The organism is Brevibacillus schisleri, from assembly GCF_055685845.1.
The window spans coordinates 2,950,791-2,972,849 of the sequence record NZ_JBVNDM010000001.1 but is presented as its reverse complement, the minus strand read 5'-3'; the positions used below and the strand labels follow the sequence as shown (position 1 = coordinate 2,972,849).

At 47.1% G+C, this 22,059-nt stretch carries 18 protein-coding genes; 3 read left to right on the top strand and 15 right to left on the bottom strand.

The genetic code is table 11. The annotated features are described in order from the left end of the window. The first annotated feature begins 100 nt into the window (after nt 1–100). Nucleotides 101–925, top strand: coding sequence for a hypothetical protein (locus ACUUHJ_RS14790; protein WP_472299198.1), 825 nt, complete (start codon nt 101–103; stop codon nt 923–925). A 39-nt stretch (nt 926–964) separates the two neighbouring features. Here ACUUHJ_RS14790 and ybaK read toward each other — a convergent pair whose 3' ends face one another. From ybaK to ACUUHJ_RS14720, 14 genes are all read right to left on the bottom strand, one after another. Further along, entirely contained in the window at nt 965–1,444 is a 480-nt protein-coding gene (gene ybaK, locus ACUUHJ_RS14785) for a Cys-tRNA(Pro) deacylase (protein WP_472299197.1), read from the bottom strand. Between the two features lie 115 nt (nt 1,445–1,559). Continuing rightward, nucleotides 1,560–3,137, bottom strand: a complete 1,578-nt coding sequence (locus ACUUHJ_RS14780; RefSeq protein ID WP_472299196.1) for a glutathione ABC transporter substrate-binding protein — start codon at nt 3,135–3,137, stop codon at nt 1,560–1,562. Nucleotides 3,138–3,315: 178 nt separating this feature from the next. Further along, complete coding sequence (locus ACUUHJ_RS14775) at nt 3,316–3,606, bottom strand: hypothetical protein (RefSeq protein ID WP_472299195.1); 291 nt, start codon at nt 3,604–3,606, stop codon at nt 3,316–3,318. 24 nt (nt 3,607–3,630) lie between these two features. Then, nucleotides 3,631–5,289 carry a hypothetical protein gene (locus ACUUHJ_RS14770; protein ID WP_472299194.1) on the bottom strand — a complete coding sequence of 553 codons (1,659 nt, stop codon included), beginning with the start codon at nt 5,287–5,289 and terminating at the stop codon, nt 3,631–3,633. A 2-nt stretch (nt 5,290–5,291) separates the two neighbouring features. Further along, entirely contained in the window at nt 5,292–8,759 is a 3,468-nt protein-coding gene (locus ACUUHJ_RS14765) for a DUF4132 domain-containing protein (RefSeq protein ID WP_472299193.1), read from the bottom strand. A gap of 19 nt (nt 8,760–8,778) precedes the next feature. After that, nucleotides 8,779–9,918: a VWA domain-containing protein gene (locus ACUUHJ_RS14760; RefSeq protein ID WP_472299192.1), complete on the bottom strand. Its 1,140-nt coding sequence runs from the start codon at nt 9,916–9,918 to the stop codon at nt 8,779–8,781. After that, complete coding sequence (locus ACUUHJ_RS14755) at nt 9,903–12,305, bottom strand: DUF5682 family protein (RefSeq protein ID WP_472299191.1); 2,403 nt, start codon at nt 12,303–12,305, stop codon at nt 9,903–9,905. Before ACUUHJ_RS14755 ends, ACUUHJ_RS14760 begins: the two co-directional genes overlap by 16 nt. Continuing rightward, nucleotides 12,266–13,366: an ATP-binding protein gene (locus ACUUHJ_RS14750; RefSeq protein WP_172138325.1), complete on the bottom strand. Its 1,101-nt coding sequence runs from the start codon at nt 13,364–13,366 to the stop codon at nt 12,266–12,268. Before ACUUHJ_RS14750 ends, ACUUHJ_RS14755 begins: the two co-directional genes overlap by 40 nt. Before the next feature lie 200 nt (nt 13,367–13,566). After that, nucleotides 13,567–14,427 carry a tryptophan 2,3-dioxygenase gene (gene kynA, locus ACUUHJ_RS14745; protein WP_472299190.1) on the bottom strand — a complete coding sequence of 287 codons (861 nt, stop codon included), beginning with the start codon at nt 14,425–14,427 and terminating at the stop codon, nt 13,567–13,569. Nucleotides 14,428–14,506: 79 nt separating this feature from the next. Further along, nucleotides 14,507–15,502 carry an aliphatic sulfonate ABC transporter substrate-binding protein gene (locus ACUUHJ_RS14740; RefSeq protein WP_289677864.1) on the bottom strand — a complete coding sequence of 332 codons (996 nt, stop codon included), beginning with the start codon at nt 15,500–15,502 and terminating at the stop codon, nt 14,507–14,509. 30 nt (nt 15,503–15,532) lie between these two features. Further along, complete coding sequence (locus ACUUHJ_RS14735; RefSeq protein WP_020372021.1) at nt 15,533–16,288, bottom strand: ABC transporter permease; 756 nt, start codon at nt 16,286–16,288, stop codon at nt 15,533–15,535. Beyond that, a complete protein-coding gene (locus ACUUHJ_RS14730; protein WP_289677862.1) occupies nt 16,221–17,063 on the bottom strand; it encodes an ABC transporter ATP-binding protein in 843 nt (280 codons plus the stop codon). The genes ACUUHJ_RS14735 and ACUUHJ_RS14730 overlap by 68 nt, the downstream gene beginning before the upstream one ends. A gap of 431 nt (nt 17,064–17,494) precedes the next feature. Then, a complete protein-coding gene (locus ACUUHJ_RS14725) occupies nt 17,495–18,976 on the bottom strand; it encodes an amidohydrolase family protein (RefSeq protein ID WP_472299189.1) in 1,482 nt (493 codons plus the stop codon). 184 nt (nt 18,977–19,160) lie between these two features. Next, nucleotides 19,161–19,772, bottom strand: coding sequence for a DedA family protein (locus ACUUHJ_RS14720; protein ID WP_087347449.1), 612 nt, complete (start codon nt 19,770–19,772; stop codon nt 19,161–19,163). Between the two features lie 213 nt (nt 19,773–19,985). On the opposite strand from ACUUHJ_RS14720, the gene ACUUHJ_RS14715 reads away from it, so the two are divergent. After that, on the top strand, nt 19,986–20,648 hold the full coding sequence (locus tag ACUUHJ_RS14715; protein WP_472299188.1) for a DUF1308 domain-containing protein: 663 nt from the start codon (nt 19,986–19,988) through the stop codon (nt 20,646–20,648). A 67-nt stretch (nt 20,649–20,715) separates the two neighbouring features. Here the strand turns inward: ACUUHJ_RS14715 and ACUUHJ_RS14710 are convergent, their stop codons facing one another. Further along, nucleotides 20,716–21,228: a GNAT family N-acetyltransferase gene (locus tag ACUUHJ_RS14710; protein ID WP_289677859.1), complete on the bottom strand. Its 513-nt coding sequence runs from the start codon at nt 21,226–21,228 to the stop codon at nt 20,716–20,718. 189 nt (nt 21,229–21,417) lie between these two features. Here ACUUHJ_RS14710 and ACUUHJ_RS14705 point away from each other — a divergent pair, with 189 nt between their 5' ends. Further along, entirely contained in the window at nt 21,418–21,981 is a 564-nt protein-coding gene (locus tag ACUUHJ_RS14705; RefSeq protein ID WP_472299187.1) for a GNAT family N-acetyltransferase, read from the top strand. Nucleotides 21,982–22,059 lie beyond the last annotated feature (78 nt).

Below are 22,059 nucleotides of genomic sequence, written 5' to 3'. Positions count from 1 at the left end.
TGACGCCTCCACACTCTGCGATTCAAATATAGCGGAATGCGGAAAGGTTTACTATGATATGGGAATAGTGTCACATTTCAGCAAGAGAGGTGATGTTCTTATGCTAGATTTCGCAAGTCCTGTATGGGGTAAGCTACAAGGCCCTTATGGTTTTTCTGATCGCATCCCTGCGCTCATCCAGCATATTATGCACGACTATTTTTCCGAGGAAAAAGAAGAGTTGTATTGGGAGCTTCTGTATCATCAAAATACGATTTATCCATGTACATATGCTGCTGTCCCCTATTTAGTAGAGATCGCACGAAAAACAGAGAGCCCCTCTATTTTGTTAGACATCTTCATAACCTGCGGCATGTTCGAAGCCAGTAGCGAAAATGCGCCTCATGTGGATGTGCCAGCGGAGTTTTTACGCGATCAGCCACCATTATTGGATCAAGAGACCATCAGAGAAATCAATCGTGAATACCGACATGCCATTCTCTCGTTGACCGCGAAGACAGAATCCATCCTTAACCTAGCACGGATGGAAGAGCATGATGCAGAGAAGCGCTACATACTAGCTGCGGACGCTGCGTTTCGTGGGGACAAAGACATTGCCAACATGCTTCTCACCTTTTCGGCGGGAGACGAATATGTAACGGTGTGTCCGACGTGCGATCAGTCTATCTATATATGGCCAGATGAGGACGAGGATGTCTTGTACGGTTACAAAGAAGACCCCGTTTTTCATGAGAAAGCGAAACGACTTTCAATCATCACCAAAAGACCGGACACGACAAACGACAGCGGACTTCAGAGATTATACCAAAATGCGCTTGCGATTGAGGATAAAACGCTGCTTGCCCACCTTCCTTATCTTGCTGGTGAATTGAATTGCAGCTCATGCGACACCCCTATCCACGTTTGGACGGGACTTTTTCCATAAACAACAAAAGGCCCTAGCTAATGCCGTGGCCTTTTTGCTTTAGATGGCAGATACATCTGCGAAGGAACCTTTCGTTGCTTGTAACAAGCCCTCTACTGACATCTCGATCTGGACGCCAATGTTTCCCCCACTGACGATGATCGTCTCTAACGATTGTGCTCGTTGATCGATCACCGTCGGAAACAATTTCTTCATCCCAACTGGCGAACATCCACCACGAATGTAGCCAGATACTTTAGTGATTTCTTTCACGGGAATCATCTCGATCTTCTTTTCGCCGACTGCTTTCGCCGCTTTTTTGAGATCAAGCTCAGCTTCAACGGGAATGACAAACACATAATACGATTTGCTCGTCCCTTGCGAAATCAATGTTTTATAGACAACGTTCTCTTCGCGACCGATCTTTTGAGCGACAGCGATTCCGTCTATTTTTCCATCATCCGTTGCATACGTCAGCATGGTGTATGCGATTTTTTCTTTATCCAATATCCGCATTGCATTCGTTTTTCCTTGCTTCACGCCGTTCCACCTCCGCTACACGCTGGTCAACAAAATATAATCTATCTTAGGGGATGCCGTTCTACTTTTCAACTAAAAAACGCCACTGACACAAGCATGTCAGCGGCGCCTCGTCTTATTGAATCGTTACTTCGTCAATCTCGATATGGCCTGCTGGGCTAATCCATACACCCTGTACATTCTTTTGAATCGCCGCCAAGGTCTCGGAGAATCGGAACGGAATAAGCGGTGCTTCGTTCATTTCGATTTGTTGTGCTTTTTCATAGAGTTGCTTCCGTTTTTCTGCGTCTGTTTCTCTGCGTCCTTCGTCAATCAGCTTGTCTACTTCCGGATTGTTGTAGAAGGAATGGTTACCAGGTGCGCCATGTGCTTTCGAGTGATATAGGTTTGATTGGTTGTAATCGGCATCGCCCGTAGCATTTCCCCATCCACTCATGACCAGGTCTGTCTCCCCTTTGGAAGCTGCATCGATATAAGCCCCGAATTCCATCACATCCAGTTGCAGGTCAATCCCGATTGGCTTGAGCTGTTGCTGCAAAACCTCGGCAACGCTAATTCGTGCTTTGTTATCATTCAACGCGATTTTTGCTTTGAAGCCGTTTGGATATCCAGCCTCTGCGAGCAATTGCTTCGCTTTCTCGACGTCATACGGAATGTCTTTTACATTCGGGCTGTACCCAACCATCGCTGGTGTAATCGAGGAGTGAGCTGGTGTTCCCACATTGTTGTAAACACCTTCAATAATGGTTTTCTTGTCGATTGCGTGGGCAATGGCTTGGCGGACACGCACATCATCAAACGGCTTTTTCTTTGTATTCAATCCGATGTGATCGACAGAGAAACCAGGGTAACGCCCCAATTGCATGGATGGGGAGTTTTGTACGCGATCGATGTCCGTCACAGGCAGGTTTTCTGCCACTTGAACTTCTCCTGTCTCAACCATGGCAAGGCGAGTTGTGTCTTCCGGTACGGTTTTGAAAACGACTTTATCCAAATTTGGTTTACCGCCATAGTAGCTATCGTTTCTTACGAGAACCACTTCTTGACCCGGCGTCCATTTTTCAAATTTGTACGGGCCCGTCCCGGTTGGATGCTTGCTCAGTTCTTTTCCGTATTGTTCAATGGCTTTCGGGCTGATGATGCTTCCCTCTGCACTCGCCAAAACAGACAAGATCGGTGCGTACGGGTAATTCAAAATAAATTGTACCGTGTACTCATCTACTACCTTCACTTCTTTGATTGCTTCAAACATGTTAATCCGGCTGGAGCCAACGGCAGGGTCTTGAACGCGAGCGATCGTTGCTTTAACCGCTTCCGCATTGAAAGGTGCGCCATCATGGAACGTCACTCCTTGACGTAGCTTGAACTCCCACGTCAAGTCATTGAGTTGCTTCCACTCACTTGCCAGGGATGGGACGTATTTGCTTTCTTTATCCATGCGGACAAGGCCTTCGTATACTTTGTGATGAATGATTGCTGCTGAAGGGATTTGGGACAGGAAATGCGGATCGAGGTTGTTCGCATCGGACAGACGCGCGATGACGAGGGTTCCTCCTGTTTTGCCAGCTTCCGTAGTACCCCCTGCTTGTCCGGCGCTAGTCGCCGTATCCTGCCCTGACGAACACCCAGCCATAGCCGCAGATACCGCGATTGTCATGGCGATCAGCGTGTGATAAAAGCTCTTCTTTTTCATCTGTGTTCCCCCAATTCTTGTTGCAAATGTTTTAGCATTCAAACATGTTTTATTTTAGACAATATTCAGTCATTACATTTTCACTTTGTTTACCTTTATTTTCAGTTTCTTTACAACTTGATAAATAAACAAAAAAAGAGAGACTCCTCAAGAATCTCTCTTTCTTCACTGGACTCTATTACAATGATCGCGTCAAAGGCTTTTTCATCATATTGATGTACTGCACCACATACAAATACTGCTGCGTTAGCAACTCCGCATCCGCTTTTACTTCCTGCAAATAGCGATTGCCCTCCACATGCAGGTCTTCGATCAATGAGCCAAGAAAGCTCATATCGTATTCGGTCGCGAGCTCTTGCAGTTTTTTCAGCTCTTGCAAATCTTGCCTGTCAAGTTTATGGATTCCTTTGAGTAACAAGCGTTCCTGCCAATCCGTCAGCTTTTCGGTAAAGGAATATAACTCCTCCATGATTTTACGTCCACTCCCTCACCGTTATAGGTCTAACTTAAAGCTCGTCAGCGATTTGCCCTGCATGATGCTGATCGGATAAAGCCCATCTCCTAGTTCTTGCACAAGCAAATACACATCGCGCAACTCTAGCAGCCGTTTGTTTTGTTCGAGATGACGTATATTGCGGGCGAATTCCCCCTGATAAGAGATGCTCAATTGGAGAGAATGACTTTGCTCGTCTTCGATTGTCAGAATCAACTGCTGCGTCTTCTGATCAAAATCGACCTGGTTGAACCTGTTCGCTTTCAATAGAAAAACCGAGTCCAACGCAGTCTCAAACATATCGCCTGCTGCGTCCTTCCATCCATTTGACCATTCGCGAACGAGCACCTTGCCGAGATCGACCTCTTCGATATTGTCTCTGGGAACGATCGTTAGCTGCGTCTCTTCACTGGAAGACAAGCGCTGCTCCCGATTCGTCTTCGCCTGTGTCAGGATGACCTGTGAATGAGAGAGCTCCTCCATCGAGATCAACCCGCCCCAGGGTACCTTGCTTTTATAGCTGTCCTTAAAGGAAAAGGATATGCCTTCATAATACACGGGGCGCGCTTCTGTATAGGTGTAGATGCGTTGATCAGAAAGCGAGTAAAAGTAATACGTAATCCCCTTGTACCCTGACCGCGTCTCCCATGGATTTGCTCCCAAAGCATACAGACTTAACTGCGGAACCATATGGTACTTACTTTTGAAGCTGCCGAGTAGCTGCTTTTTCGCTTCGGTGTGATCGGTCTTCTCTAGAGCGAGCAAGCTGAGATACACCCGGGAAAGTCGGTCGAGCAGCGCTTCCGTCGAAAACTTGACATGGCGCTGAAAAAATAAGTTCAACTCCCCATGAATGCCGCGAATGTCCTTTTCCACACGTGGAAGATTGCCGTTATGCGCAGCGATAGCAAGCAGCTCCAGCCGTGTACAAATCGTCTGGGATAGCTTCGCCAAGCCGATGCCAAGAATCTCTGCGATCAGGGCTTTGGCTTCCGTTACGACATCCGTTTCATAGCTGACATCGGTTACAGATGCTTGTAACTGCTCACGATCCTGTAGCTGGTGCATGGCCCGATAGCGCAAAATGACCTCAAGCTTGTGCAAGCAATTGCCTTTTGCCTTGCAGGTGCACATGCTCTTCCCAATCTCCGATTCACTGTCAAAAGATACGGAAATATCTTGGGTGTGCAATGTCATCGTTAAAAAGGATGTTTCAACGACTTCCATCTCCTCGAAATAGTCGAGGCGAAACAGCACTTCTTCCAGCTGCGCTGGGGTAAAAGCCTTACTAATGTGAGACGGCTGCAATTGCAAGAGCCAGCTAAAGTCTGGCTTGTAGGTCTCCTGCTCTTCCTCGGTCTCTGCTCCTGCTTGCAAATGGTTTTGGGCATAGTAGACGATGGCAATGATGACATGCTTGCATATCTTGTCAGATGGACATGAGCAGGAAAAACGCTCAATATCTGCATGAAGTCGGCATACGCTGTCATCTGACAGCGCACACTCGACGTAATCGTCCCCGAACTCGTAGGAAACGGACATTCCTTTTTCCATTTCCTTGATGGAACGGTTGTAAATCCCTTTATTTGCGTATTTGATGAGATACTCTTCGTTGCAAAGCGCGATAAACCGATGAAATTCTGATGTGAAATCTGCCATCGTTATTTTCCTGCTGCACGCATGACATCATAGACAGTTTCGCTGAAAATGCGTGTTGGAATATCCGTGAGCTTCAGCCGATCCACTGGTTTGAAGTAAAAATGCTTGTACTCGGCATCTTTATTCGGGAAGAAAGCCAACGTCTCCAGCTTCACATCCTCCATTCCTTCCCAATACGAAATGCTCGCCCCGCTGATCTTCAACTCAGCCACCATACCGTCATACAGTTTATAGAACTCATAATAATAACCGGCATCGAGCGGCGTTCCTTTGACCCAGCCGAATTTCTCCATCATTTTCGCAAAAGCGGTTGGTGAATACGATTCAACAGGCAGACGGAGCAATTCATTCGCTTTTATTTCTTCTTCCGTAGGCAGGAACGCTTCACGACTTAACTGCTCGAACGGTTGCGTTATTTCGTAATCTTCTAGCTGCGTACGCCAGCCGTTTAACATCTCTTCGTCCAGTTCCAGTGGGTGAATCAAGCCAATGAGCTGCTCATCTGCCAACTCATACTCATCCTCGTCCACGGTGTTAAATGTCCCATCGTCCATATAGCGGAACGTATCTACGAGCTTTCCATCCTCGTATACACCCCAGATGAGACCGATTGCGAATTTTTGCATCAACACGTTTTCCACAAAGAGACGTTTCCAAGCTGCCGTTGACCAATAACGCGATTTGGACAGAGACTCCTCCAGACGAAGAGATTGTACTTTCACCATATTTTTCAGATCTTTTTTCAATTGGGCAAAAGTCAATCGCGCTTGTTCTGCCTTCTCCTGATCGTCTTTCCCGGACGGTGCAGGCAGATTTTTGACCGCTTTTCCTGTGCTGTCGTTCGTGACCTCCAGCTCTAGCTCGTTGCTGACTTTAACCGTGAAGGTGCGGTCGCCGTAGTCAAACACTTGCTTGCCGGACGCATCGAAGCCAAGCGTCGTGACCAGTCGGTCTTCCAGTTCCATCGCGGAAATGTTCTGATTCGCAGCCGCCATGGACAGCGCCTCTTCTGCTGCCGATTTGACTTGTCTGTTTTTGATCGTACGCTTAATCTGGTCGATTAGGCGCAGGGCAGTCAAATCATTTGAGAACGACAGGGCACGCACGCCATCTGCAGCCAAAGCACCGCGGGAATGATCTGTCCACTCTTTAATCCACTGACCAATCGTATCGACAATACGTCGATCTCCAAAAGCAACGCAGAGCGGCATGACCCATTTTTCTTTGGCGACCGCTCCATTATCGAGCCAAGTGCGCAAAACTTCTGTGGTAAAGTCAGCAACAGATGCCGCTTGCAGAGACGGTTTCAAGTCAAGCACCAACTGGTTTGGCGCAGTCGGGAAATCGATTGAGGCGGTTAGCATGTACTCCATTACTTCTTGCCCCAGCTCGTTTCCGTCTTGGTCGCGAAGGGCTGGCATGCGCTCCAGTGGCATCCATTTGATCCTTGTGAGTTTTCGCTTGTCGGTCAGGTTGCCCAAATGAGTCAAGCTCGCATCTGGCCCCTGCTCCTCTGCGTCGATAAATGTTTGCAGCAGCGTTTTAAATTTGCTGCTTTTTTCATTTGTCAGTAGCTCCTGGAAAATCTCCTTGTTATTGTCCAGGGAGCGAATCGCATCCAGCGCCATTTCCTTGACCTTTGCTTTTTTCTCTGTTTGGTAGACGTGCAAATAAAGCTCCTTGTCTTTGGCCTGAAGAAACGCTGCACCAGCAAGGCCGCTCACTTTCTTCGAGCTGTCACCCAATCCGAGTAGAATCACTTGGTTGCGCAAATCCTCTGACAGCGTCTCCTTTGCCGCTAATAGAGTTTGCGCCACAAACACGCGAAGCTCCGTTTCCAGCTTGTCAAATTGAGCCAGACTCATTTCCGGATTCGCTACGACCAACGAACGATACACATCTTCTTTGACGTCTGTGTAATAATAGTGCGACTCCTTGATCGACAAAATCTGATAGAACAGTGTCTGGATATCTACAGCTTCGACTTTCCGGTAATGATCGATGAAGGCGGTCAATCGATCCTGGAACGCATGAGTGAAGCACATATGACCTACTCTGCGATTGGACTTGTCTTTGTACTCGCACATGAACGGAATCAGACGTGCAATAAACGGATGGTCCACAGGCAAGAAGCTCAGGAGGATCATCTGCTGTCTTACGAGTTGTACGTCCTCCAGATGCACATGCTCGAGCACATCCTCTAGGGCAGCTTTTTCATCCAAATAGCTTGCCAGCTTTGTGGAGCCCTTCGCACGTCGCAGCGCGTCTTGAATAATCCCTTCCAAAGATGGCTGGAAATCGGAAAGATCCACGCCTTCTGCCGCCAGCGTTTTGTGTAAGAATCCCTTGACCATCGGGATCGAAGCAAGCTCAAGCGCTCGTCTTGATCTCGTTACGTCTTCCAGCACCAGTTGCTTCACTTGTTCCCAATTGGTCGGCGGGGATAGCAAATGCTCGCGCAGGCCCAGCAGTAGATCGTAAGGCTCATCCATGTGCACGAGGTCAACCAGTCTCTTATCTTGGGACAGGATATCAAGCGGGCACACGCCGAAAAGGATTTGCAAAGTATCGTGCAGCTCCCGATCGATTTCCTCTTCCTTGTTCAGGAACGCACTGATCCCGCCTTTGATGTGAATGCGGTAATACAGCAAGCTGATGACCAGCTCCATATACCGATTCAAATGCTTCTGATTCAAAAGGGAGCCTTCCTTGACCTGCTCTTCTGGATAATACTTTTCTCGCAATGCAGCTTTTTTCTCTTTGACATAGGAAGGGTACAACGACTCGTTGGTCAGTAAATTGTTGCTCGAATACTGCATGGTCACGACTTCTTTGGCAATCGTATGCAGCTCTTTTATATATTCGCGGGTATCACCTGTAATCAGGTGATAATAGATCGGCATCAGCTTTTCTTTTGCTTCTTCCAATAAGCTCGGAGAAATCGAGTACGCATACGAAATGAATAGCAAAAATTCGGCCCGATCAAATGTCGAGGAGTAATCACGGCTGATACTTGCGCGATAATCCTCCGCGGCTTTTGACAAAAATTCGGCAAACAACGTATGACCGAAATGCTCGACCGTTTTTCTCATGGCCTCCAATGCTTTCTGATCTTTTGCTCGGATATCAGCATCACTGATGTCCTTCATACCCTGAAGTTCGATCTGATCCAGGAAGCACTCATCCATCACATTTTTCTTATCATAAAAACGGTTGCTAGCCTTGTAGATCAGCACAGCTGCTCGATAGAAGGCCAGCTCCTCGCCGCGTTTTTTCAGCTTGTCGAATTCGGATCGAACCGTATAGCTGTAAAACCGCGGGTCCTCTGCGATTGCCGGGCATTCGTCTGTGTCACCTGCAACGTAATCAGCGATTTGATCGTACAAATGCTTGTTTCGATCACTTGCACTGATAAACTCCTCCACAAATTTTTTCGTAACCGGATTCAGATCTGTCTTTCGTAATACCATTCCTTACTCCTCCTTCTCTCTATTTGATCACTTTACCAATCCACTGCGCGAGTTCATCAGGCGTGATCGCGGCAACGTTTGCTCCCATATCGCTCAATACCCTGGCAGCATGCTGGTTGTACGTAGCGTTGCCATTGAAATCCAAAGCCGTCAACACTAAAAACTTGCAGCCTGCGTCGATAATCTCCTTGCTTTGGCGATACATTTCCTTGATCGGGTAGCCTTCCTCCAAATCGCTGACGAGGATAAATATCGTTTTCGATGGATTTTCGAGCAGTGTTCTTCCGTATTTAAGCGCCTGTGCAATATGAGTCCCCCCACCAAGCTGCACACTCATCAGCACATCGACCGGATCATCCAGTCTATCGCTCAAATCAACGACCTTCGTATCAAAAATAACCAAATTCGTCTTCAAGGCAGCGAGCTTGTAAAAAATACTTGCCATAACGGAGCTGTAAATCACAGAGTCCATCATACTGCCGCTCTCGTCCACGACAATGACGATGTTCCATTTGTTGTGATGCTGGATATTGCTGTGGAAATACAGCTCATCGATGATAAAACGACTTTTTTTGCGATCGTAGTTCTTCAAATTTTTGCGAATCGTTTTATGGACATCCAGATTTTTCATCGACTTCGTATAACCGCGTTTGTGGCGATTGCGCTTGCCGACGATGCTGGTCTGCACTTCATTTTCAAGCTGACGCCGTATATCGTCTACGACCTTGCGTACAATTTCCTTTGCACTTTTTACGACCTCTCCTTTCATCCTGCCTTTAAATTGGAGGATGTTTTTCAAGAGGGTCATGTTGGGCTCCATGCTTTCCAACACTTTTTTGTCAGTCAACAGCTCTGTCATGTTATAGCGTTCCAGAGCTTGCCGCTCGAGAATTTCTACTGTCTTCTTGGGAAACAGCTTGCGGATTTTGTTCAGCCAGGAGGGAACCGTCAATGCCGATTCTCCTCGGCCGCCTTCTTTTCGATAGCCTTGCTCTTCTCCGTATTCACGGTTGTATAAAAATTCAAGAATCGAGTCTAGTTCCTGATAGGAAAACTCGGATGATTGATAGGCCCCGCTGCCTTCCAATGATTCCTCGGCATGCGAGCCCAATAACAACCGCCAGCGGTTCAAGGCTTCGCGGCTCAAATCAGGTTCCATTTGGCAAACTCCTCCTTGATCGCTTGATCGAGCATGCGGGCATCACGCAAGGTACGCTCATCGATGACTGGATTCGTGACTTGTTCCACCGTCGTTTGGAAGAGAGCTGCCACTTTTTCCGAGAGCATACTAATTTCCATTGGGCTAAAATATGTAAACGCCAATCGCAGTTCAGGCACTACCTGCAAAAAGTCGTCGTAGGCCAAGGATGTAATCATCTGATGCAGATCGCTCAAGATTTCCTCTTGATGAAAGAGGTAGTCACGAGCCACGATAAAAACGCCATGTAAATACGCGGCGGTATGCAGCATTTGCTCAGGCGAGCCGAACATATAGGCACGGGCACGTCTGGAGATTTCTGCGCGGTCGATCACTTCGAGATTGCACAAGATCGCGACCACTACCCCCTCTAGCTTCGCGGGGAGCTTGTCGTTACGCAGCAATTCCCGCAGTTGGTCACTGAAAATCTCTCGGGAATCATCCGCCTGTCTCTTCTCACTCAGCATGTAGAGGAATTTGAACTGATCAGCCAACTCATCCAGTTCGTTGGGGTTCGGGTTTCCCTGCTCGACGATTTTGGTCACAGCCTGGTAATATACTTCTTCCACCAAGTTCTCCAACCGTTCTGTTTCGCTAAGACCGAACAACCGTTTTTGCTCCAAAAGAATGGTGAGTGTCTTTAACGTTTTGCATAGCGAGAGAAAATGTCCATCCTGCCTAACGGACTCTACTACAGATTCAAAGAGTCTTTCCGACAGCTCTTCCAACCCCATAACGACCGCCATCAAAAGCCATTTTGCCAGCTCATAGCTCTGATGCTGCGGCAGTTCTTTTACCATATCGGCTAGCTTATGGGCAGCTGCCTCCTTCACCGTCCCACCGTAGACCGAGCTCTCGATCAGACGGGCTTCTACGAAGGAGGAATAGCTGTAGCGCCATGTTTCTCGGACGAGATTGACATTTCGGTTGTTCATCCAGTCAGGTCCGGCTTCTTTGGTGCAAAATTCTGTGCCCAAGAACTGCATGCAGTGAAAAAACTGGCTGGCTTCGCGGTGCGACTTCTTGGCATATAGCTCTAGCACCTTTTGATTGCGCGCTGTCGTCGTGATCGCGAGCTTTAACGATTTACATCTGTCTTTGCAATCGCGAACGATGGGCACATCCAGTGAATTAGGAGCAACTTCTCCGATTCCGTCTCCGGTCAACAGCTCTCGCAATGTCTCGATCGGCTGAGAGGTTGCAATTGAGCGCTCGCCTTTTGTAAAAGCAGAGAGAACGGAATCGAGCAACTCATAGGCACCGCCCTCAGCCTTTTCCCGCATGACAGCCAAACCGTTCATGAGGCTATATGCTTCGATCGCATCCGCTGTAGACGTCGTTTCTCCCTTGTCACGCAGCCTTTTGAGCAGCTGTGGGAGGTATATCAAGGCGCTTTTCGAGAAGGGAGCACGCTCCTTCTTCTCCAGTGCCTTCCACACACTCGCGTAATAATGGACGTACGGCATCCCGCTTGCGTACCCATTCAACTGATCTGTTTCCTGGTACGTGTACACCATCGGATATATTTTTTCTTCCTGCACCTTTTGTATCTTATAGGAAGTCTTGCGTTCCTCGATGAGTCCGTATGTATGAAAGCCCCCGGTTACCACGAGAATTCTCGCATGCTTTTTCTTTGCCTCTGCAATTTTTTGACGCATGTGCGCCTCGCGAATCAAATCGCCTTCCGCTTCCAAAGTAGCGTCATCATAGCATTTTCGAGACAAGTAGCAGTAGGCAAAGACATCCTTGACGAAATCCTTCGGCTGTTTGCGAATCCCATCAATCTCAAAAACCTTTTCCCACAGCTCATCGAAGTTTCGACATTTCATCGTCTGACACAATCGCTGAATAAACTCCGAGCCTGCCAGCATGCGCTCATCGTGATAGGACAGCTTTTCATTCTTCTTTTTCAAATCATGGCCGTCTTCCAAGCTTTCGAGGCGGCTTCCGTAGCTTAGATCAATGAAAGCAGCGGGAATCTGCCGGCGTTTTGCTTCGACCAAGGCCACATACTCTGGCGAATACAGAAGAAACGGAAAGTAACAAACGTATTTTTGCTCCCCTGAGGCGTACGCATAATAAATGCTTACAGGAGGCTTCGTCCGTTCATCCGTTAAGATCGGAATGATATGATTGCTATGGTCCGGACCTTCAATCAGAATGATTTCCGGTTGATACTCTTCGATCGTTTTTTTCAAATGAAACGCGCATGCAGGACTATGATGACGAACCGGGAAATAGACGACCTGTTTGCTGAGGTTGTAGACCTCTTCTTCGACGAATGATTTTATGAAGCGGTCCTGATCCTTTATTTGATCCATTTCTTCTCGTTGTAATACGTTCCCCATAGACCCTCTTCCTTTGCCCGTTCTTTGACCACTTTGGTAAAGTAGGTTTTCAGGATATTTGCGTCCTTTTGGTTTTCCTTGACGACGGCTCCCAGCATGTTTTGTACCAGTCGATCCATGGAAATTGACCTGCCATCATAGTAATGGGACGTCATTGCACTTTGAACATAGACGGATACGGCTTCGGCTGTACTCATCACGGATTGAGGGGAATCGATTTTGAATCCTTCCTTGGTCTCGCCCATCCGCAGTTCCATGAAGGTCGTCGCCAATATCTCAACCACATCGCGATCGATTTCGATGTTTACACCACTTTGCTCCAGAATCACTTTTGCTTGGGATTCGATAATTTGGGCTTCCATTTTCACATGATTAATCGGCGCGATTGTCTCGAAGTTAAAACGTCGTTTGAGGGCGCTACTCATTTCATTAACGCCTTTGTCCCGCAGGTTCGCTGTTGCAATGATATTAAAACCGGGCTTGGCAAACAGGATTCCGTCTGACAGCTCGGGAATGTTCATCACCTTGTCGCTCAAAATACTAATCAACACGTCTTGAACCTCAAACGGGCAACGGGTAATCTCCTCAAAACGGGTAATGATTCCCTTGCTCATTCCGTTGTATAAAGGAGAAGGAACCAGCGCTTGCAGCGAAGGACCTTTGTCCAGCAGCATCGCGTAGTTCCAGGAGTATTTGATCATATCCTCTGTCGTTCCCGCGGTGCCTTGGATCGTATTCGTGCTCGTACCAGAGATAGCCGCAGACAGCAGCTCAGAGAGCATCGTTTTTGCCGTTCCAGGTTCTCCGACGAGCATTAAGCCGCGATTGCCTGCCAACGTGACGATTGCACGCTCAATAAGCACATCGTCTCCATAGAACTTCTTCGTAATCGGTATACTTTCGCCCTCATAAGAAAGGGGTTCATCCGTTCCTAAAATAAAGTCGCGCACCGCTCTCGGCGACATCAGCCAATTGGGAGGTTTTGTCCCTGTATCCTGGGATCGCAGTGCATTCAGCTGTTTCGCATATAACACTTCCATTGGTGGCTTCATTGTTTCCATCCAAATGCCCACTCCATTTCTGGTTGTACTTGAAAAATAAGGTATACTATAAAAAATGAAAACATATGTTTGTCAGGAAAAGAAGGGTATTTGTACCCATTATTAGGAAAGATATGTGAAAAGATGTGAATGGAGTACTACATGCCAAAAAGCGCCCTGGGTCCCCAAGACGCTTTTCTTGCTGTATTTTGAAGAGTTTTTTACAACTGTGTCCGCAAGCTCCAAAGCTCCGGGAAAAAACGATGATCGAGCGCTCTGCGTAAGTACATGACGCCTGATGACCCACCTGTTCCCGGCTTTTGGCCTATGATACGTTCGACTGTCGTCATATGGTTAAAGCGCCATTGCTGTTGCTGACTGGCGATATCCACCAGCTTTTCTGCCAACTCGTACAAATCCCAATACTGATTCACATTTCGATACACGGTCAGCCAGGCTTGCTCTACACTCTGATTGGGTTGATATGGTTGCGACCAATCGCGATTCAAGCATTCCGGATCAATCGGCAAGCCCCGAACAGCCATCTCCCTGATCGCCGCATCATAAATGCTAGGTTGCTGTAAGGCCACACTCATCTGGGTGTGCAGCTCTGGTTGATGCGCATACACCGCAAGGACATGCTGGTTCTTATATCCTAGCGTAAACTCGATCAGTCGGTTTTGATAGGATTGAAATCCGGACGAATGACCCAGATTGTCACGGAACTGGAGGTAGTCAGCTGGCGTCAATGTAGAAAGGACATCCCACGATTTAATCAATTGCTGCTGGATACGCGAGACTCGCGCGAACATTTTGAAAGCCGGCTCCAGATCGTGGTTGCAGATGCATTCATTTGCTGCTGACAGTTCGTGCAAAATTTGTTTCATCCATAGCTCACTCACCTGATGAATGATAATAAACAGCATTTCATCATGATGGGTTGATTGAAGACGTTGACTCGACAAGATTTGATCGAGCTGTAAATAATCGCCGTACGTCATCTCTTTTTGGAAATCAGTATGAATCTGTGTCTCCAATGAGCTGTCGCTCGGTTGATTATTTCCTTGTTCATGTGGTCTCATCGTGGTATGACCTCCTTTCCCATCTAATTCCTTTTCACCCCTCGTTCCTCCTGCTGAATATTCCTCCCTCTCACCCGATTTATTTCGCGGCTTCTAAATATTTCAAATCGATCAAGCCATCGATTTTATTACTGGAAATATATCCGGCTTCCTTGCTGATATCTGCCATTTCCTGAATGACTTTTTCATTAACCGCTGTTGTCACTTCCAAACGGGAAAAGGCTGCCTGCACTTCTTTTTTGCTCAACTCTTTACCAGTCAGATTTTTCAAATGCTTGATGATCAAGTCTTGGCTTTCTTCGGGATTTTCCTGAATGAATTTAACTGCCTTTTTATGTGCTTGCAGATAGGCAGTTGCCAATCCTTCTCGTTTCAAAAATTCATCGCTGGCTGCTACCACGGTATTGGTTGATTCTTTCCCCCAAGCGAATTGATCCCAGTCCAAAAGCAGTTTTCCTCCTGCCTGATTTTCCAGGACATATCCCCACGGCTCCTGCGTTGCTGCACCGTCAACAGATTTTTGTACGAATAAGGCTGCCGTATCTGCCGGAGCCGCCGCATATAGTTCCACGTCTCCACCATTCGTGGTTGGTTTCAGGCCAACCTCATTCAGTGCTTTTCTAAGCATGACATCCTGTGTGCTGCCGATTACCGGAATCGTGATTCTTTTGCCTTTTAAATCCTTTAGTTCGGTAATATTGGTTGAACCATTCATGACGAGTACAGCTCCGCCATTGACCGCACCTGAAATCAAACGATACCCGGGATGCTTGACATAAAAGTTCAACAACGGTCCAGGTCCGACTGTCCCAACGTCAATCGCCTTTGTTGCCATTGCTTCCATAAACAATCCACCATTGGCGACTGTTTTCGTTTGAATCTTTACATCCGCACCGAAAGCTTCCTTGAAATAGCCTTTCTCCAATGCAATGATCGTTGCGCTATGGGTCAGATTTGGGAAATATCCGATCTTGACTTCCTTCTCTGAGGATTCGGCTCCGCCTGTAGAGCACCCGCTAGCAATCCCCATTAATAATAGGGATGCGACAACGGTACTAAACACTTTTTTTAGCATGTGACGACACACTCCTTAGCCATTTTTCTTTTATGAATGGACTCCCCACTTCATCTGAACGTTGCGTTCGATCCGTGAAAAGACAACATTATCGACGATGGTTCCGATGATCGCAATAATGATCATGACAGATATCACCAAATCCATTTGTCCAAGTGAACGGCCCATCTCGAGTAATTGCCCAAGACCACCGCCACCCCCGAGCAATTCACCAGCCATGAGTGCCCGCCAGGAAAACGCCCAAGCGATTCGAAGCCCAGAGATGATCTGTGGTACGGATGCAGGTAGAATGACTGTTCGAACGAAGTGAAAACCAGTCGAACCGTAAGTCTTGGCTACCCGTTGATATAGCGGTGGGACATTTTTGAAACCGCTGGTCGCGTTTACCGTCATGGTCCAGGTCGCCCCGATCGTCACGATGAACAGAATGGAGAAGTCATTTAAACCAAACCAGATAATCGCAAGCGGGAACCAGACAATGCTTGGGATAGATTGAAGCGCAGTCACGACAAAGCCAAGCGTATCTTCTACGAGTTTGTACCTCCAAATGAAGTAACCCAATATCAGTCCGATGATAATAGCAATGAGAAAGCCCAACAGGATTCGTCCCATGCTTTTTCCAATCGCGGCGGTAATTTGTCCGCTTATCAAGCCATTTACGAGTGTTTCAAAAACCTGGGTCAGGCTGGGAAACATGAACGATGGCAGCCCCGATAATTTAGATGTGACTTCCCATATCGCCGCTATCATAGCGATGAAGATAACCCGTCTTAAAGCTGTAGTCATTGCCCATTTCCTCCTTCAGCACCTTTTCTATCTCTTCCTGGAGAATCGACAGCACCTTCTGCTCGGTGCTTACTGTCACACTGTCCGGCATGACCCCATCGCGCATGGCAGGAACCGCAATGATTTCCTTGATTTTTCCGGGGCGTGTGGCAAAAACGACGATCCTCTCCGCAAGCAAAACGGCCTCCCGGATATTATGGGTAACGAAAAAAATCGTGACCTTGGTCGTCCGCCAAATCTCAAGCAACTCCTTATGAAGAACCATCCGCGTCTGTTCATCCAGCGCCGAGAACGGTTCATCCATCAACAAAATGTCGGGTTCCATGACAAGTGCCCGAGCGATGGCTACGCGTTGCTTCATCCCGCCTGAGAGCTGATGGGGATAGGAATGAACATACTTGCTTAAATGGACCATCTTGAGCACTTCCAGCGCCTTTTCGTTGGCTTTCGCTGTAGACATTTTCTTCAACTTGAGCCCGTATGTAACATTTTCCAAAACGGTCAGCCATGGAAATAACCCTGCTTCTTGAAAAACGACAACCCTGTCAGGTCCGGGCTTATTCACTTTATTGCCAGCAACGTGGATGTTACCGCTGTCCGGTTGATCCAATCCCGCTATCAAGTAGAGCAGCGTCGATTTTCCACAGCCAGAGGGGCCGACAATGGAAACGAAGCTGCCCTTTTCCACTTCCAGATTGATATCATCCAGCACCTTTACTTTTTGTTTCTGCTCATTTGCAAAATGTTTCGTAACATTATCAATAGACAGATACATGAACGCACCTCTTTTTATTCCAACTTAGTCGATGGGGATTATTAGTAAATAATGATTAATCCTATCGTTTTTGTCAACTATAATCCGATAAAAAAAGGGAAGGCGGCGGGCACCTTCTCCTATTCAATGCAAGGGCGACACTTTAGGTGCAGCATTGCACTACGTCCATTTCATCCGATCGGTTGACCCATATGGAACCGTCTGGTTTTATAATGTTATTTTTCTTGAATGCTTCGATTTGTTCGGGAGAGGCGCCTTCCGAAAACTTATAATTGTCGTTTCTAGTTTGAAAAAATAAAAATGTGATAACAGCAATAGATGCATCACAAACCCTGGTCTATTCCTGCGTAAAACTGGAAGAAACGTTACTGAGAGTAAACCCAGTATCGCTTCTATGAATACGAGAATTAGACCTCATTCAATTACTTACCCTAGTTCGTCGGATCAAACCTTCTCTCATCCAAATAAGCTCGCGCATGCCCCCAGAAATACTTGCTCGGCTGCATGTAGACTTTCAGACCTGCCCGCTCAATTGTGCGATTCGCCTCTTCATTCGCTTCCTTGAGGATTTGCTTTTCATCCACAGTCAAAACACGGCGCTCGTCCATAATCAGCTCACCGTTGACAATGACGTGGTTCACATCTCCACCTACTGCCTGATAGACGACACGATGGACGTGCATGTTCTCTGGATTCAAGTGGGCCTGATGCATATTTACGGTAATGACGTCCGCTTTTTTACCAGCCTCAAGAGACCCCAGCTCGTCATCCCAGCCGACACAGCGCGCCGCATCAATTGTTACCATTTCCAGCAGCTTGCCCGGCGGGAGATAATAGTAATCACGCAGCGCCGCTTGTTGCAGCAGCTGCATTCTGCGCATGGCCTGAAACATGTCAAAAGGAGTCATCGGTGAAGTACCGTCTGTCGTGATCGCAACAGTCGCTCCCATCTCCAGCAATTCCGTAATCGGGGTCCGTGCGTTGATTTGACCAAAACCAGGAGAAGCGCTCACATTCGTTCCTGTTTCGGCCAAAATTTTTGCCTCATCAAACGAAATCCCCCGACAATGCTGCAAGTGTACGTCTGGACCGAGCAGCGCGTACTCTTTATCTTGGATCGCGAGGTGAATCATGCCTCCAAAAGCATCAGAATGGATGCGCGTGTCGTACCTTTTTGCAATCTCCCTGATTTTTCGCGCTTGGTACCGGTCGAAATCGGTTAAGCCAAACAATTGGTCAGCTGGTGTCGGATAGGACGGATTGACAGAGGTCACGATGACAAATGGCGTTATGTATGCTCTGGTTTTATCGTTATTCGCGTGATTCAGGGCTTCGATCACGGCTTCTGCTCCAGCGAGAACCTGCTCATAGGTGACTTCCTTCGTTACTTTTTGTCCATCGACCCAGCGGCTAAAGGGATGTGGCCACGGTGGGTTGCATGGACCTGTCGCTACGATTTCGCGGACGCCAACCTCGTTGTACGCTTTGGCGTGATTCAAGGCAAAGATCGGATCATCAGAGCGAGGCATCGAGCCTAAGACGCTAACACCTGTCGTAATCCCGGCTTTAAGCCGCTCCAGTGCTGACAGCCTTCCTTCGTAGTACCAGAAATCGTCCGTCACGTAGTGCTTGTAAGTGTTGGTCATGATTGGCATCCAGTCGTTGATATTGTCCGTTGCAATCGTTTTGAACAAAGAATGTCCGCCATGACCATGTGCGTCAATGAAGCCTGGCAGTATGCAATGATGTGTGCAGTCGACTACCTTTTGCGCGGGATACTTGTCTTTTAGAAGTAGAGTGTCGCCTACCTCCAGAATTCTTCCTTTGTCAATGGCGATTGCCCCGTCCTGTAGTACCCGACGGTCTTTGTCCATGGTAATGACTACGCCGTTTACGAGTAGCAAATCAATCAAGTTGCATCTCTCCCAGCCTCAAGAATGAGGGCGGTGCCCATGTCACCTACTCCCCCTCCCTACACCTTAGCGCAATTACGGCGCTTTGTATTTGCAAGAAAATTACGACTTTTTATAATATGTTTACCTCTTGGTTCCAAATGAAAAAACCACCTTCCCTTGAAAGAAAGATGGTTTTTCGGTTTTAGGCGTCCACTTTTCGTTTACGGAGGAACAAGATGAGAAACACGATCCCCGCAAAGGCGAGTACAACATAAACGACATTGGAATAGAGATCGAAGTAGTACAGAATGTCTTCCCATGACTCCCCCAATAAGTGACCAGCCATCACGAGGATGATGTTCCAAATAAACGTACCAAGTGTTGTAAACAACAAAAACAGCGGGAAATTCATTTTGGTCATACCAGCTGGAATAGAAATCAGGCTTCTGATTAATGGGACCATGCGGCAAAAAAAGACCGTCCAGTACCCGTATCGATCAAACCATTTATTCGCCTTATGGATATCTGCTGTTTTAATGCGCAGAAGATGTCCCCATCGCTCTACGATCTTCTCTATTTTTTTGACGTCCAGATAATAACCGATTCCATAGAGAATGATTGCCCCAATAACCGAACCGATTGTAGCTGACAAGATTACGCCAAAAACCGTTAAGGAGGATTGCGTTGTCATAAATCCACCGAACGTCAAGATCACCTCTGAAGGTATGGGTGGAAAGATGTTTTCCAGTGCCATCATCAGTAAGATACCGAAGTAACTATATTGTTCAATAATTTGGGTCATCCAGTTCTGCATGCTATCCCTCACAATAATTTACCAATGCTTATCTCTCCAGTATAGAGACACGCGTTGCATAGTTCAATGAAAAGCGATCATCTTTTCCTTCCTTTCAATACGAAAGAAGGAAGTCTGGGGTTACCTTTCCTTTGAAAATTTTCATATAAAATTTTCAGGAACAAAAAACATTGCAAGGATAGGTAATACATGGAATATTAAGAAGGTACCTCCATGCACATATACGACTCACCAATGTACCACGTAAATACAATTGTCACGAATACTTCGCGGAAACCAATCACATACACGACTGGTCAGTGCTATGGTGTAACAAATCGACTAGAAGCGTTTGCCTCTGGAGACTCTTGGGAGCTTCCCTACCCTGAAGACGAACCTGCCTGTACCCCGGACATCAAGGAAAAAAACGTAAAGCCCGAGAGAACGATTGAGCAAGATGAATATTTCCGAACAGACGAACTGCCGAGCGATCTAACGCCAGACTATTTTCAGTTAAACTCTTACGTACACATGCTCGTTGGACCTGAAGATAAAGAACGCAAAGAGGAAATCGTAAAGATGCAGACGAAATTTCTTCCAAGGCTTGCCCTCAATCCAGATGAAATTGAGCTTCAGGCTGAATCAAGTGTGCTCCCTAAATCGTATTACGAACTCAGTGTGACAGGGAAAGTCTCGAATAGAGAAATCAAACGCGCATCGCTTCAGGTGTTCAATTCGATTATTACGTTGCGAGTCGACTCGAAGTCTGGGGAGTTTTCCACAAAGAAAAAAGTAAAAGCAAAGGGCCCGTCCCTTCAATCAAGTGTACTCGAGGTAATGTATAAGGACGGTACGAAACATATCTACTACGTTCCCATAGAAAATTCTAGCAACTGATGTTCTCCATGAAAAAAAAGGACGGCCATGTGTTCGTCCTTTTTTCGTGTGAAACTCTTCTAGCGTACTATTCTTTCTGCCTAGACCAGTAAATCATCGTGTCGTCCCTCTTTATTTCTGTAAAGCCCATTTTGACTAATAATTTTGCGGAATCTATGTTATCTAGCAGGCATTTCGCCGTAATCTTTTTCACATCTGGCTGCAATAACGCCCAATTCGCTAAACCTTCTGCCGCCTCATAGGCGTAGCCTTTTTTTCGCTCGGCTTCAATAATTCCATAGCCGATGTCCACTTCTCCCTGCGCATTCGGGACTCCTTTGAATCCTACATCCCCGATGATCTTCATGCCATCTTTTGTAAGGATCATCCACGATTCAAATCCTGTCGGTCCCCCTGTGCGTTCGAGTGCTTGGATGATTTTGGGGATCGTTTCCATCGCATCCTCATCTGGCCAGCCTTTGCCTAATGTAAGCCCCATATCCAATAACTCTTCGTAATTTTCTTGCAAAATATTCGTTGCTATTCTATGTGTAAATGGAATCAATTTGAGCCGTTGTGTATGAATGCTTTTTTCATTCATGGAACAAGTACCCCTTTCTCTTTCCTATATTGTCCGTGGCGATATTTACGTTGGATTTACACTCCATATGTTTTTTAGAAAGGGTCTATTCCTACACCTCAGCTACTCTTTCCATACTCCGATAATAAGAATCACTCGGGCACGACCATTATAGCATGATTTTCCATCCAGTTGATAAGGAGTGAGAAAATGTCCACACCGCTAAACACTGAGCTTGTCCGCATTCAGCCCTGGGCGGATGACGATCTTGCTTTGCTGCGCCTTTTGAATGCACCGGTCATGATGGAGCAGCTCGGAGGCCCCGAAACCGAAGAGCTGCTCGTAGCTCGACACGAGCGATACGTCAATAAGGGTAGACAGCTAACGAGCAGGATGTTTAGCATCGTACTGCTCGCAGATCACACCCCGGTCGGAAGCATCGGCTATTGGGACCGCATTTGGCAAGGAGAAAACGTATACGAAGTAGGCTGGAGCGTCCTCCCACCGTTTCAAGGGAAAGGAATCGCCTCTGCGGCTTTAGCTTTACTGATTACACGCATCAAACAAGAACGAAGACACAAGTTTATTCATGCCTATCCTTCTGTGGACAACCCTGCCTCCAATGCCATTTGCCGTAAACTCGGTTTCACTCTGCAATCAGAATGCGTCTTTGAATACCCTCCAGGAAGTTTTATGCGCTCCAATGATTGGCGATTAGAAGTCGCACCTGTACATTTCCCCATCGAAAAAGTCCGGGAGCAATTCCCAATGTAGGCCTGTGGCTGACTGTTGCTGCTGATCGTGGAATGACCGTTCGATGGTTGAAGGTGGATAAAGAGACACTTACCTCAC